Below are 14,539 nucleotides of genomic sequence, written 5' to 3'. Positions count from 1 at the left end.
GTGTAAGTCAACTGGGCTTAAGACCTAGCTACGCCAACTTCAATTCGAAAAATCCATGAATAAAATTAATCGTGTGCTGATAGCCGGAGGCACCCACGGCAATGAGCTTACAGGCATCTATTTAGTCAAGAAATTTGAGCAGAATCCAGAGCTAGCAAAAAGAGCGTCATTTGAAACAGTATTGCTGTTGGGAAATCCTCGCGCCATGACTGCCGGACTACGCTATATCGACCAAGATTTAAATCGCTGTTTTAATCTTGAAGATCGGCAAACTGAAGATGTTGACTCAGCTGTCTATGAAGTGCAACGAGCAATAGAAATACGCGAGCAGTTTGGCTTAGCGGGCCGGACTCCTGTTGATTTCGCCATTGATATCCACAGCACCAGTGCCAATGCCGGCATGATGCTAATTTTGGATAATTTAAGTCAGTTTGTCTTAAGATTAGCGGCTCACCTGAGTACGATAGAACCGACCCTAAAAGTATACAGTTCGGCCCAGTCTGGCCGCGAGCAGGATGCCCTGCGATCGCTAGCTAAATACAGGCTTTGCATTGAAGTGGGGCCGATTTGTCATGGCACCCTTCACGCTGAACTTTTTACTAAGACAGAAGCTTTAATTCAGGCAATCTTAAGCTACTTAGACCAATCTAATCAGGCCGATATTCAGCTTGGTCAACAGCAACTTACAGTTTATCAGTACTGTAGAGCCATTGATTATCCCAGAAATAGTCAAGGAGAAATTATAGCGGCAATTCATCCACAGCTTCACAACAGAGACTACGCCGCGCTCAACCCTGGCGATCCCATTTTTTTGACATTCGATCAGCGAACAATTGTCTATCAGGGCGACTCCACCGTTTATCCCGTATTTGTGAATGAGGCAGCCTATTACGAAAAAGGAATTGCCATGTGCTTAACTACGAAGCGGCAAATTCAGCTTGATTAGAAAGCTTGCAGTGACGTTCATCTACGTTTATGCAGGTCGTTTATTGGTGAAGTTATTGAGTAGATCGCCTTATGTGTTTGAATGCCCAGCTAGCAGAAAATTTCATCAACGCGAATAATCTCTATTAATTAACCCGAAATATAGCAATGACGCCGCTCAATCGTATTTCTTATGCTCCCTTTATAGAGCTACTTAGTCTACTCGTAGCCACGGCTTTACTTGCTTTGACTCCACAGCTACCAGGACGCTCACAAACTACCGAACCGGCTCAATCTCAGCTCGGCTCCACTCTGGCGCAACGCGAGAGGGCGGCCAGTCGTTTAGCCAATGCCAATCGCTTATCCAGCCAGGCTTTTGAGCTTTGGCAGATGAGCCAGCATCAGATAGCCTGGGACAGGTTTCAACAGGCACTAGAGCTTTACCAAGCCCCGGACGTACGTGAGGCATTTCCAGCAGAAAGCTCAATTGGAGAGGCAAATATACTGACTGGACTGGGCTTAATTTCACGGAGCTTTGGGGAGTACCTACGGGCATTGGCATACTACGAATTAGCGCTTGAGCTTCAGCAAGCAATTGGCGATCGCAGTGGCGAAGAGACCACCCTCAATAATATTGGATTGGCGTATCGCATGCTGGGACAATATGAGCGTGCTCTGAGCTATTACCAAGACGCTCTCGTTATTAATCAAGAAACCAACGATCAAGAGGGTGAAGGTATTATCCTTAACAACATTGGATCGGTATACATCAACATAGGACAGTATGAGCGCGCTTTGAGCTATTACCAAGACGCTCTCGTGTTTAGTCAAGAAATCGGCGATCGTAGAAGCGAAAGCTACACTCTCAGCAATATCGGATTGGTGTATTACTATCTAGGTCAATATGAGCGTGCCCTGAGCAATTATCAAGCCGCTCTTGTCATTCGCCGGGAGGTTGGCGATCGCAATGGCGAAAGTATTACCCTCAACAACATCGGCTTGGTGTATGAGGATCTAGGTCAATATGAGCAGGCTCTGAGCTATTACCAAACTGCCCTCGTCATTAGTCAAGAAATCAACGATCAAAATGGTGAAGGGACTACCCTTCATAACATTGGAGCGATATATGAAAAGCTAGGCCAGTACGAGCGCGCTTTGAATCATTACCAAGCAGCCCTCGCTATTCAACAAGCGATTGACGATCGCCAAGGCGAAGGCGCTACTCTCAACAGCATTGGTGGAGCCTACATCAGTCTCAAACAGTACGAGCGCGCTTTGAGCCATTACCAAGCAGCCCTCGCTATCGCTCAAGAGATTGATAACCGCAGCGGTGAAGGTAAAACCTTCAATAACATTGGAACGGCGCGTAGCAAGCTAGGCCAGTATGAGCGGGCCTTGAGCCATTACCAAGCAGCCCTCATTATTGCTCAAGAGATTGGCGATCGCGCCGGGGCAGCAATTGCTTTCAACAACCAAGGCACTACGCTAATCAACCTAGGCAACTTTGCAGAAGCTGTGCCGGTACTGCAGCAGTCTATTCAAATTTTCGAATCTCTTCGGACAGATTTGCCCGACAGTCAGCTTATTACCCTTGCCGATACCCAGAGAGCCGCTTACCGATATTTAGAGCTAGCTCTTGTTGCTCAAGGTCAGGAGGACGAAGCGCTAGCGGTCACTGAACGGGGGCGGGGACGGGCGTTTGTGTTGCAGTTGGCTAGCCGCCTTGCCAGTGAAGAAGAGAGAGCGGCGCTAGAGGCCAGCTCCGTGACCCAGATTCCCACTGTGGCTGAGATTCAGCAAATTGCCCGCGACACCCAGACAACCCTTGTCACTTATTCCCTGCAATTTGACCAAGCGCTCTACATCTGGGTGGTGCGACCCACCGGTGAAATTGAATTTCGCTTCGTCGCCTTTGAGAACGACGATAGCTCCGGCCTAGCCTTCAATCCCCTCACATCCATTAACGGCCCTCTCTACCGCACCGCTGAAGACACCTCCACAATCACTGAACTTGTAGCCAATCTGAGAAATGTCGGAATTCGGGTTTCTCTGGATGACTCGGCTCAGGCCGAACAGCTTCAGCAGCTTTACCAAATTCTGATTGACCCAATCGCCGATCTTCTGCCCACCGACCCGAATGCCAAAGTCGTCTTTGTGCCTCAGGGCAGCCTGTTTCTAGTGCCCTTTGCCGCCCTGCAAGATGCCGAAGGTACCTACTTAATTGAAAAACATACGATTGTGACCGTCCCCGCGATTCAGATCTTGGAACTGGCCGACCGGGTAGGCGCTATTCGCGATCGCCCCTCGTACAGAATGCCTCAGCAAACCAACAACGCTTTGATTGTCGGTAATCCATTGATGCCCAGTATCTGGGTACCGACCGCTGATGGCCTGATTAAAACTCAACTCACTAACCTGCCCGGTGCGCAGAGCGAGGCTGAACAAATTGCCAGCTTCTTCAACACCGACGTGCTCACCGGCAACCAAGCTAGCGAAGCCCAGATTAAACAGCAAATTGAAACCGCCGACCTGATTCACCTGGCTACCCACGGCCTGCTGGAATATGGCGATCCACAAGTATCCGGTGTACGGGACTTACCTGGGGCGATCGCTTTGGCACCGGGCAGCGGTGAAGACGGCCTTCTCACCGCCGCTGAGATTCTGCAGCTTGACCTCAATGCCGACTTGGTAGTCCTCAGTGCCTGCGATACCGGGCGAGGCCGGATCACCGGCGATGGCGTCGTGGGGTTATCGCGATCGCTGATCACAGCCGGAGTCCCTAGCGTCGTCGTCTCTCTCTGGTCAGTTCCCGATGCACCCACCGCTGAGCTAATGGTGACGTTTTACCAGCAATTACAGCAGGGACAAACCAAGGCGCAAGCTCTGCGGCAGGCGATGTTGCAAATGATTGAACAAGGATTGTCCCCGCGAGACTGGGCTGCGTTCACCCTAGTGGGTGCTGCTGAGTAGGCTCGATTGGTTTGCTGCTGTGAATTTTCGACAGGGTTTTCGACTCATGTAAACATTCTCTTGGTTTATCGTTAGTGAGTCTGCTGGCGGCTTTACTGTGGAGCATGCAGGATGCTCTTCTCTGGTTTGTGCCAATTGTTGTAGGGTTAGCAACCTTGCTGGGTAGTCCAATTACCCTCTGATTTAATCTGATTGCGCCCCTAGTCTTACCCGCGATGCGCTTTAGCGACGTTATGCAGGTCGCGTAAGGATAAGAATGAAATGATTGATATGTCAGCAATCTTATGTTGAAAATTAAACTTGCAATTTCAAGCGCTTTAGCGATCGCCAGTTTGCTAGGCTCAAATGCTGCAGCCCGTAGTGCTATTCTTTTCCGAGATGACTTCGATGGGCGTAACACCGTCAGTTCTACTTTTTGGCAACTTCCTCAACTGCCCATTCCCGCACCGGGTCCTGGAGAGCCAAATCCGACCTTTTTGGGTCGTACCCAGCTACGTCTCGATCGATTACCAACAGTTGTAGATGGAATAGCCCGTTTAGAACTTAATACGTTTAACCCGCGCAACAATAGTCTACAGCCTGGCGAAATTCCTTCACTCCTGGGGTCTGAAGTGATTACGCAACAAACATTCAGCCGAGGCAAAGGATTAGCCGTTGAAGCCAGGGTGCGTGTCAACGCGCCTACCCTGATAGGAACAGAAATCCAAAGAGGACTGCTCGCTTCACTGTTTTTATTTGCGAGCGAACCTATAGGATCTAATCAATTTCTATTTAACGAAATTGATTTCGAGTTTCTTACTAATGCCATCAGTCAGACGGCGCAGGGACCCATTCCAACCGTTCTAACCAACGTTTTCGCCAATGAGCCACCGGGCGTAGGTAATCCCAGCTTTGTAGGTGTCGAGAATCTAGATTTAACTGATTTCAATACTTTCCGAATTGAGTGGTTGCCCAATGAAGTTAGATGGCTAGTCAACGACAATCTTGTTTTTTCAAATTCTGTGATTGTCCCAGACAAACCGATGAAATTACATCTCAACTTCTGGGCACCGACCAATAACTTTACGGCTGCTTTTGATAGTTCGTTACAGCCAGCCTTCAGTGCCGAAACTAATCAAGCCTTTTTCTATGAAGTTGATTTTGTCCAAGTAGAGCAATTAGCTCAGTCAATCCCTGAAACAAATTCAGTTTTGGCGCTTGCTTGTGTCGTCGGTGTGCTATGGCTTTGCGCTAAGAGATAGCTTAAGGAAGCTTTACTGATCACCTCATCTGAATTTGCATTCTTTAATAAACTGCCAGTGTCCTTAATATCAGGCTTTGCGGACTTGGGACACTGACGAATTGCGGCAAAACTTCAGCTTGCCATAGCTCTGCGGATAATAAAGCGGTACGCTCTGTAGCAAACGCCTGTTTTTGCAGGATAGCGATACAAATCGTCATTTAGAGTACTGCCACTTGAAATCATGAAAGCACTTGCAAGGATTGTTTTTTCATCTCTTACTGTTTTGGGCTGTCTCAGCAGTTTTGAAGTTTCTGTAGGAATTGCTCAAATAACCTCTGCTGCGGATGGAACTGGAACAATAGTCACCCCTACAGGCGATCGCTTCAATATTGAGGGGGGTACGCAGAGTGGTCAAAATCTCTTTCATAGCTTTCAAGACTTTAATCTTCAAGCTGGAGAAATCGCTACTTTTACAACTGACACTCATATCCAAAACGTTCTAGGCCGCGTCATTGGTGGTGACGTTTCAGTGATTGACGGCTTAATTCGTGCAGTAGGGCATGGCTCGACAAATCTTTACCTGCTCAATCCTGTAGGGATTCTCTTTGGCCCCAATGCTCGGCTTGATCTAGCTGGCTCATTTACAGCTACAACTGCGAGCAGCATAGATTTTGGTAACGGCTGGTTTGAGGCGCTAGGTCGCAATGACTATGTGGCTCTAGTTGGTGAACCAATAGCATTTAGATTTGCAATGGATAATCCCGGTAGCATCGTTAATGCCGGTAGTCTAGCGGTCCCTGTTGGCAAGTCTCTAACGCTTCTTGGCGGAAGCGTCGTCAATACTGGAAGTCTGACAGCCCCAGGAGGGCAAATCATCCTCACTGCCGTGCCTGGTGAAAACTTGGTGCGTCTCAGTCAAGTCAATAGTTTACTCGGTCTAGAGTTTGAACCGCTGACCAACGCTGCTAAACCTAATAGTTTCAATCCGCTTTCTCTACCAGCGCTACTCACGGGCGGCAATTTAGGCAGCGCTATGGGGCTTGAAGTCAACGCAGACGGTACGATTCAGCTCATTAGTAGCCCTGAACCGCTTTTGGTAACACCCGGCACCGCGATCGCTTCTGGTCAAATTGAGGCGAGCGGCGTTTTGGGAGGGAGCGTAGCAGTTTGGGGCGATCGCGTGGCGCTCATCCAGGCCGATATTGCTGCAGCCGGGGATCTCAACGGAGGAACCGTCAGAATTGGCGGCGACTATCAGGGACAGGGAACAGTTCCCCTAGCGCTCCGTACTTACGCAGATAGTGGCTCTGTCATCACGGTTGATGCTCTGCAGACGGGAGACGGCGGTAGCGCCATTGTGTGGGCCACTGACTTGACGGGGTTCTATGGTCAAATCAGCGCTCAGGGTGGCAGTATCAGCGGAAACGGCGGCTTAATTGAAATTTCAGGAGGTCAGCGCCTCATCTTTGAAGGAAAGGCAGCCGTCGAAGCTGCTCATGGTAGCGCTGGAACGCTCCTATTTGACCCGGCTAATATCACCATCGTGGCCGGTACGGGCGTCAACGATGCCCAGCTAGCACCGGGCGTTCCAGCGGGTGCTCCGGCGGGTCAGATTTTATTCGGAGAGGGAGGATCTGCTAACTTTCAAATTGGTACAGCGACTTTAGAGAGCTTGGGGGGCACGCTGCTGCTCCAAGCCACTAACGATATTACCCTGACTCCAGGCGTCAGTCTTAACTTTGGGCCAGGTGGTCCTATTAGCCTAGCTGCAGGCCGAAATTTTTTGATGGATCCAGCGCAAACCATCACTACCAATGGCCGAGATCTGAGTATCACGGCAGCTAGCATTACGGCTGGAACGCTAGATACCTCTGTAAGTGGCCTACTGACGGCGGGCAATATTACCCTCAGTGCCACAGCAGGTGCTCTCAATACCGGCAATCTCAATGCGCTGGCGACGGCTTCAGGCAACGGCGGGCAAGTAAGTCTTAGCGCTATCACAGGGGCCAATACTGGAGAAATTAACACCTTCGCAGAAGCCGCTGTTGGCAATGCGAGTCAAGCAGGCAGCATTACTGTATTGGTTGAGAACGGGGATATCAATACCGGCATTCTGCGCTCGTTTTCTAATGCAGCCCCACCGGCTAGCGGTAACATTGGTCTGTCAGATAATGGTGGGTCAATTACGCTCATTTCCAGCAATGGCAACGTCACGGCAGGCAATCTGTTTTCCTTCACAGTTGGTCGCTTAGGTAATGCAGGTAGTACAGGAGGGGCCATTCAAATCACATCTGGACGTGGCAATATCCAAGTTGGTAGTCTAGAAACCTTTGCCTTTGCCGATTTGGGACTGCCTGGCGACGGCGGCCTAATCAATCTTTCTGCTGAGGGCAATTTAGTTTTGGGTGACATCAATCCCAATTTAGTTCCTGCTAATAGTAATGTTGCTGAAGTCTTGTTGACGAGCGATCGCAGCATCCTAGCTGGAGACATTCGTAATGCCGGTGGGCAAGGAGGAGATGTTAGCCTCCGTGCTTTAGAAACTATCTCAACCGGCCTGTTGGATACTCAAGGCTTAGGCGGACCGGGCGGTAATATTGACATTACAGCGGGTCTATTTTTCAGCTCCCTTTCCACTTTCACTGACCAGAACGGTATAGCCGCTAGCCTTTCAAGTGCAGATACTGGTACTGGCGGTCGGATTACAATCCGGCATGGCGGCGGCCTCGCCAATGTTCCTTTCATAATCGGTGATGCCAGCCGCAACGGTACCGCTGCGGCTATTACGTCTGGCGCAAGCAACGTCGTTGCACCAATTCGCCGTTTTTCAGAAACCTATACGCAAGGCAATATTAGTCTGATTACTTCAGGGCTGACACCACAAATTGAGCAATTTGACCAAATCGTTTCAAATGAGCCACTAGCTCCTAACTTTCTAACTGAAGTGGAAACCGCAGGACTGGTTCACGCATTGGAAGATGCCTTTACTCGCGCCTATGAAGATCATTTCAATAGGCAGGGAGAAACGCAGCTCAAAACGCTTAGTCAAATTCGCCAAGAATTAATTCAAGTCGAAGCGCTTCGCCGCATTCGGCCAGCTCTAATCTATGCCTTTTTTCTCTCTCCTGATATCGATTTAGCTGAACTGAGAAGTCGTATTAATTATTTAAAGCCTTTACTGGTTAGCAATACACCTGATAGCAACCCCATTGAGAACGAACTCATTTGGCGTTTTGTTTCTGATGGAGAAGTGCGAGACTATTCGAACTTATTGGAATATATTGCTTCCCCAGAAGATCGACAGCGCAGTCAACTGGTGCTTCTAGTTGTTAGCGGTCGTCATCCAGCCGTGCTCAGAGCGACAGGCGTTTCCTATCAGGCTATCAGTCACTACATTACTAGTTTGCAAAACGGATTGATGTCGAGCGCTAGCGGCTACTGGATTGCCCCTGCCCAGGCTTTACATCAAGCTCTGATTGAGCCAATTAAAGCTGATTTAGAAGGTCAAAAAATTGACAACTTAGTTTTTATTATGGATACTAAGCTGCGCTCTTTGCCTATGGCCGCAATGAGTGCTGAAAATGATAATCCTAGTAAAAATAATGATTCTAACAATCTAAACATAAAAGCCGATATCGAAATTCTCTTACCAGTCATACAGGACTCAGAGGAGAAGTTTATTATTGAAGATTACAGTATAGGCTTGATGCCCAGTATGAGCTTAACGGATACCCGATATCGAAACATCAATCCGCCTCGACTTTTGGCAATGGGAGTTAGTGATTTTACTGCTTCATCCGAGTCCCTAGACAACCTACCGGGTGTGCGAAGTGAGTTGGATTTTATCGATCGCTGGCTATGGCGCGGTAGTCCGGTTATTTTGTCTGAAGAAAGGTTTACCTTTGATACTCTGCAGAAGAATTTATCAGAGGGCAATTTCAACATTCTGCATTTGGCAACTCATGCTCGATTTGTGACCGGCAATCCCGAAATCTCTCATATCTATGTGGGTGGCAACGAGCGTTTATCTCTCTTGGACCTCTCTCAGCTGAATCTAGCAGGCATCGATTTGCTAACACTCAGCGCTTGCGAAACGGCTTTAGGGGATGAGCAAGCGGAGCTAGGATTTGCCGGTCTAGCCTATCAGACGGGAGTAAAAACAGTTTTAGCCAGTCTGAGGCAGGTGTCTGATATGGGCACGTTTGCGCTGATGAGCCAGTTTTATGGTCATCTCAGGCAGGCACCTATTAAAGCCGAAGCGCTGCGAGCCGCTCAGCTAGCTTTAAAGAACGGTCAGGTTAGAATTCATGCCAATCAGCTAATTGCTCCTGGTATGGAATCCTATCCCCTGCAGCCTGGATCAGGGGAGATATTTGATGTGGATTTTAGTCATCCTTATTACTGGGCCTGGTTTACGATGGTTGGCAGTCCCTGGTAGGTGAGAGAAAATTTTGGCGGGCGTTGCTGAATCAAGGTATGAACCTTGGAGGAGCAGGGACATCGTCAAATTTGAGGTAGTGAAGTAACAATCTGACAGAGTGAGCCAGCACGTCTACGAACTTGGAATAACGAAGCGTTTTGCGGTCGACCACAGGCGACGCAGATGTAATTTTGCTTACCTTTTCTCTTGCCGTTCTTACGGATGTGAGTGGCTCCACACTCCGGACATTGCATCACAGGTTACCCCTAATTCATCTTCTAATTATGCAACGCCCAAAAAGAGATTGCTGAGCAGATTCAGGCGCATGGGCGATGGCGCAGCGCCGGTACCTTAGGACCATCGCCTTCCTCAAACATCAACACTCCTGTAGAAAATTTAACGCTGATTCAGCTTCGCGACTGGTATCGAATTGCCAAAGCCATGGAAACCCCTGACAGTGCCCTTGATGACATCAAAACCGTGGGTCAACGGGTAGCAGCGGGTAAGTCATTGCCTCACAAGCATCGAGAACTTATGCAACAGCAGGTTCAGAGCTACTGGCAGCAGGTCAGCACCGCGATTCAGCAGGCTGGGCTAATTCTGGAAACGGTAGGGCGAATGACATAGCCTTGTCATGTCATTCGCCACGCAACGCCTAACCTTAGAGGACTATCTGACCTATGACGATGGCAGCGACGTTCGCTATGAGTTGGTGAATGGAGAACTGCTGCCAATGAGTTTAGGAACGGGTCGTCATGGAGCCATCATCAAGCGGTTGGAGCGCATCCTGGATGATGAGATTGAGCGTTTGCAGCAGCCCTGGATTGCGCTGGCAGGAACGGTCGGCTTGCAGTCGCCTCGGGGGAAGCCTGGGATACCGTGCGCATTCCGGATGTGACGGTGCTGACACTGACGCAGTGGGAGGCATTGCAAGACCGGGAAGTGGTGATTCGCCTGAATGAGCCGCCGCCGTTGCTGGTGGTGGAGGTGGTGAGCGAGTCTACAAAGAGCACGGATTATCATCGGGCGAAGCGGGCGGAGTATAGTGTACTGGATATTCCGGAATATTGGATATGTGACCCGTTGAAGGAAATGGTGACGGTATGTACGTTGCTGGAGGGGTGGTATGAGGCAGCAGAATATTTGGGTCAAGGGCTGATTGAGTCTCCAGTTTTTTCAGCCTTGAATCTAGCCATTGAGAAGATTTTGCAATGGTAGCCTGTTTTAGTTTCCTGAAAGATTCTCGGAAGAATGGTCAATTGCGCCAAGGGCAAGCATAGAAGCTCTCTCTGCTTCTGTAAATCCTGACGCACCAGTGATATTTATTCCTTCATAGGGCTTCGGAAGTTTCGATAATCCAAGACAAGCAGACCGATTGACATTCCAAACACAAATAGTTCCATTCTCATCACTACTAGCTAATTTTTGATTGTCGGGACTAAATGCCACTTCATAGATTAGACCATTATGACCTCGAAAGTTATTGACACAGTTATATGAATAGCTATCCCAAAGACAAACCACACTGTCATCGCCTCCGGTAGCAATTCTTGTGCCATCAGGACTGAATGCTACTGAACGTATCCCTTCTTTATGTTTATGAATTTTTTTCAATAATTTATATTTCTCAACACTCCAAATAAACAAAGTTTTATCATCACCCACACTAGCTAAGACTTTTCCATCACGACTAAAACTGACCGATCGAACCCTATTTTTATGCCCTCTAAAAACAAAAAAACAGGCACCTGTCCGAACATCCCAAAGGCGTACAGTTAAATCATCGCTGGCACTAGCCAAAACGTTACCTCTAGGAGCAAAGGCTATTGAATTAATCCTGCTTTCATGATCTTGAAAACTATATAAACATTGAAATGAGTTTAAATCCCAAATCCTAATGCTTAAATCGCTACTACCACTTGCCAAGTATTTTCCATCAGGACTAAATACCACGGAACGTACTCCACTAGTGTGGCCCTCTAAGATACGAGAGCATCTGTTAGATTTAATATCCCAAAGATGTATACTTGTATCACCACTACCGCTAGCTATAGTTAGCCCATCCGGGCTAAAGCTTGTTGTATGAATCCAACTACCGTGACCTTGAAAAATTCTGGTACAGTTAAGACTTTCAACATCCCAAAGACGAACTTTTGAATCATCGCCTCCGCTGGCAATAGTTTTTCCATCTGGGCTGAAGGCGATTGAACGAATTTGATTAGTATATCCTTGGAAGCTATGAATGCAGTTACTGGTACGAATATCCCAAAAGCGGACTGTTGTATCTCCACTTCCACTAGCCACAGTTAGTCCATCAGGGCTAAAGATAACTGAATGAATCCAACCTGTGTGGCCACATAAAGTATTAACGCAGGAAAGACTATGAAGATCCCAAATACGAATTGTTGCATCGCCACTTCCGCTAGCCAGATACTTTCCGTTAGGACTGAATGAAATAGAGAGTATCCCCTGTGTATGCCCGCGTAATACGCAAATACACTTTTTACTAGAGAAATCCCAAAGTCGTATAGTTGTATCTCCACTTCCACTAGCGAGATACTTTCCGTCAGGACTGAAAGCTATTGAATCAATCCAGCTTACATGACCTTCAAAACTGTATATACAGGAGTAAGTCTCGAGCTCCCAGATACGTACAGTTCTATCATCACCTGAACTGGCTAACATTTTCCCGTCAGGACTAAAAGCAAGCGAATGAACCCAACTTTTGTGTCCTTCAAAGCTGTGAATACAAGCATGTGTATTAGCATTCCAAAGGCGTACAGTTCTATCATCACCTGAACTGGCTATAATTTGTCCATCTGGGCTGAAGACAACAGAGCGAGTGTCAGTTAGATGACCCTGAAAATCATGGATACAGCTATAACTGCTTAAATCCCAGAGGCGTATTGTTGTATCCCCGCTACCACTAACAAGCTTTTTCCCATCTGGGCTAAAGTTAACCGAAGAAATTATACTAGAATGACCATAGAGCGTTTTCAAAAAGCATTTATCCCCAAAATCTAATAAATGTATATTTCCACTTATATCACCCATAGCTAGATATTTTTGGTCAGAACTAAAAGCGAGTGAGGTAACGACCTTAAATGCTTCATTTAAGAATGGTTTTATGAATTTTGAACTCATGAAACTTACACGGTGATGATCGGTTTTATTAAGATAGCATTGTCTAATTGTTAAGCCTGAAAAATCCAATTCCTTATCCAGCCTTGAAAAGCTTGAATGAAAAATTAGATTTAAAAGATTTCCTGCAGAGTATCCTGAAGAAATATTCTTATCTATTTTTATTTTTTCAAGAGTGATTAAAATAAAGAAATCTGCCTTTTTGATTTGCCTGGAAATCGGAATTAAAATCAAACGAATTTGATTGTTGCGTATATAATCTTTGGCGGTTGCTTTTACGAAGGCATGAGTGTGAAAAAGCAAAAACTGCTGTGTATTCAGCTCTTTGCTAACTCGCTCGACAAAGCGATCAGTGGAAAACTCCATAATCACATTTTGCAAAGTGAACTGTTTGCCTACCGTTTCTATCAAATAGCGATCGCTCAACCCCCTCAACGCACTCCGCACTTCCCGCTTCGTCACAGGCGGCAGCAAGTCTTCCATCAACTCATCCAGCCCCACCGGTTCGCGGTTAATCGCCAGCCAAAACAAGATGGAACGCTCCAAAGGGGCCAGACGAGTCAGGTGCTGATCAAGCAGACTGCGCACATCCTCAACGGCTGCCCCCTCCTCTTCCAGAAAGTCATCGACATCCCCCAAAAACTCTCGCTGAATGGCGGTTGCGACTAGATGCAACGCTTGGGGATTGCCGCTATAACGACGAATCAGCTCCTGGCCTTGGGTATCGGCATCTTCTAATTCCAATCCCTTCGCCTTTAGAATTTCCCGTCCGGCATCAGCATCAATGCCGGTTACCGACCACAGACGTACTGGGAGGCGATCGCCCGCCATCGGCGCTAGTTCTCGTGGACATTCTCGACTGGTCAGCAGCAGGCAACTTTGATGCTCCGCCTCCCCGATGCGGCGAATCAGTTCCCCGTACCCTTCATAGCCATCCCGGAACTGCCCCGTCGATTCCGCCTGCAAGATCGACTCCAGGTTGTCCAGCACCAGCAGGCAACGGTGCTTCCGCAAATAGTGGAGCAGGCGAATGATGCGTTCTCCCAAGCGACTGGGAAGATTGATTTCCGTCTCTTGCTGATCCGAGAGAAACTGAATCAGCCGCACCAGAATCTCATCCAGCGGCGGCGCTTCTCGCAAACTGCGCCAGATCACATAGTCAAACCGCTCATGGGTCTGATCTGCCAGCTTTGCCGTCAATGACGTTTTGCCGATGCCACCCATCCCCAGTAGCGTTACCACTCGGCACTGCTCCTGCATCACCCACTGGCCCAGCGTCGCCAACTCCTCCGTGCGGCCAAAGAAAATCGCCGTATCTGGTTTCTCACCCCAGTCGATTTTGGCCGTTGAGGGCCTTTCCTTTAGGAGTGAGTTGTGGTCTGCTACCAACGTGGACAATTCTGGCAGGCCATAATCAGCGGTTTCCAGTTCCAGCCCAAAGGCCTCAAACAAGGTTCGTACCGAGGTTTCATCGACGGGTGCCGTGCGGTCCCGAATCTTCTTAATAGTCTTGATGCTGAGGTCAGTTCGTTCTACAAGTTCCGCCTGAGTGAAGCGCTTGCCATATTTTTCTTCGTCTTGGGCCATGGCGATCGCGGTTTCGAGGCGATCAATTCCCTGCTGAGTCAGTACAACACCTCGATAACGTTTCGGCGATCGGCTCATAGATTGGGTGGGGGTAGATGACGACGTCAGAAAATCGGGAACTTAACGGAACTTTTTGGCAACTTCTCCGATAGTAAGCGATCTTTCCGAAGCCCGATTTTGGCCTGTAACGCTTGTTTGCACTGGGCTAGGGAGAATTGCATCAAAAATTTTGCCAACTTTCTCTTAAGCCACCGAAGATCCCTCGAATCAAACGG

8 protein-coding genes and 1 pseudogene are annotated in these 14,539 nt (G+C 48.1%); 7 read left to right on the top strand and 2 right to left on the bottom strand.

Going from position 1 to position 14,539, the window contains the following annotated elements:
- Positions 1 to 55: 55 nt before the first annotated feature.
- From QJQ48_RS21995 to QJQ48_RS21980, 4 genes are all read left to right on the top strand, one after another.
- Positions 56 to 946 (top strand): aspartoacylase, encoded by an 891-nt coding sequence (locus tag QJQ48_RS21995; RefSeq protein ID WP_346293398.1) that lies wholly within the window; start codon positions 56 to 58, stop codon positions 944 to 946.
- Positions 947 to 1,092: 146 nt separating this feature from the next.
- Positions 1,093 to 3,894, top strand: a complete 2,802-nt coding sequence (locus tag QJQ48_RS21990) for a CHAT domain-containing tetratricopeptide repeat protein (protein WP_346293397.1) — start codon at positions 1,093 to 1,095, stop codon at positions 3,892 to 3,894.
- 284 nt (positions 3,895 to 4,178) lie between these two features.
- Positions 4,179 to 5,135, top strand: a complete 957-nt coding sequence (locus QJQ48_RS21985; RefSeq protein ID WP_346293396.1) for a glycoside hydrolase family 16 protein — start codon at positions 4,179 to 4,181, stop codon at positions 5,133 to 5,135.
- 222 nt (positions 5,136 to 5,357) lie between these two features.
- Complete coding sequence (locus QJQ48_RS21980) at positions 5,358 to 9,554, top strand: CHAT domain-containing protein (protein ID WP_346293395.1); 4,197 nt, start codon at positions 5,358 to 5,360, stop codon at positions 9,552 to 9,554.
- A 146-nt stretch (positions 9,555 to 9,700) separates the two neighbouring features.
- Here the strand turns inward: QJQ48_RS21980 and QJQ48_RS21970 are convergent.
- A pseudogene (locus tag QJQ48_RS21970) lies at positions 9,701 to 9,790 on the bottom strand (transposase-like zinc-binding domain-containing protein); the annotation flags it as partial.
- Between the two features lie 187 nt (positions 9,791 to 9,977).
- Here QJQ48_RS21970 and QJQ48_RS21965 point away from each other — a divergent pair.
- The 3 genes from QJQ48_RS21965 to QJQ48_RS21955 are packed head-to-tail and all read left to right on the top strand — an operon-like array spanning position 9,978 to position 10,754.
- Positions 9,978 to 10,163 (top strand): hypothetical protein, encoded by a 186-nt coding sequence (locus QJQ48_RS21965; RefSeq protein ID WP_346293394.1) that lies wholly within the window; start codon positions 9,978 to 9,980, stop codon positions 10,161 to 10,163.
- A gap of 7 nt (positions 10,164 to 10,170) precedes the next feature.
- Positions 10,171 to 10,434 carry a Uma2 family endonuclease gene (locus QJQ48_RS21960; RefSeq protein ID WP_346293393.1) on the top strand — a complete coding sequence of 88 codons (264 nt, stop codon included), beginning with the start codon at positions 10,171 to 10,173 and terminating at the stop codon, positions 10,432 to 10,434.
- 2 nt (positions 10,435 to 10,436) lie between these two features.
- A complete protein-coding gene (locus tag QJQ48_RS21955) occupies positions 10,437 to 10,754 on the top strand; it encodes a Uma2 family endonuclease (protein WP_346293392.1) in 318 nt (105 codons plus the stop codon).
- Positions 10,755 to 10,760: 6 nt separating this feature from the next.
- Here the strand turns inward: QJQ48_RS21955 and QJQ48_RS21950 are convergent, their stop codons facing one another.
- Entirely contained in the window at positions 10,761 to 14,342 is a 3,582-nt protein-coding gene (locus QJQ48_RS21950; RefSeq protein ID WP_346293391.1) for an NB-ARC domain-containing protein, read from the bottom strand.
- Between the last annotated feature and the right edge of the window lie 197 nt (positions 14,343 to 14,539).

The sequence above is a fragment of the Sphaerothrix gracilis Ecp01 genome (genome assembly GCF_030405905.1).
GTDB lineage: Bacteria > Cyanobacteriota > Cyanobacteriia > Phormidesmidales > Phormidesmidaceae > Sphaerothrix > Sphaerothrix gracilis.
This window is presented reverse-complemented; position numbering and strand designations above follow the sequence as displayed.

Excerpts from the sequence above, each read along its gene's own strand:
- QJQ48_RS21995 (WP_346293398.1), top strand. The coding sequence starts at position 56 with ATGAATAAAATTAATCGTGTGCTGATAGCCGGAGGCACCCACGGCAAT.
- QJQ48_RS21990 (WP_346293397.1), top strand. The coding sequence starts at position 1,093 with ATGACGCCGCTCAATCGTATTTCTTATGCTCCCTTTATAGAGCTACTT.
- QJQ48_RS21985 (WP_346293396.1), top strand. The coding sequence starts at position 4,179 with ATGTTGAAAATTAAACTTGCAATTTCAAGCGCTTTAGCGATCGCCAGT.
- QJQ48_RS21980 (WP_346293395.1), top strand. The coding sequence starts at position 5,358 with ATGAAAGCACTTGCAAGGATTGTTTTTTCATCTCTTACTGTTTTGGGC.
- QJQ48_RS21965 (WP_346293394.1), top strand. The coding sequence starts at position 9,978 with ATGGAAACCCCTGACAGTGCCCTTGATGACATCAAAACCGTGGGTCAA.
- QJQ48_RS21960 (WP_346293393.1), top strand. The coding sequence starts at position 10,171 with ATGTCATTCGCCACGCAACGCCTAACCTTAGAGGACTATCTGACCTAT.
- QJQ48_RS21950 (WP_346293391.1), bottom strand. The coding sequence starts at position 14,342 with ATGAGCCGATCGCCGAAACGTTATCGAGGTGTTGTACTGACTCAGCAG.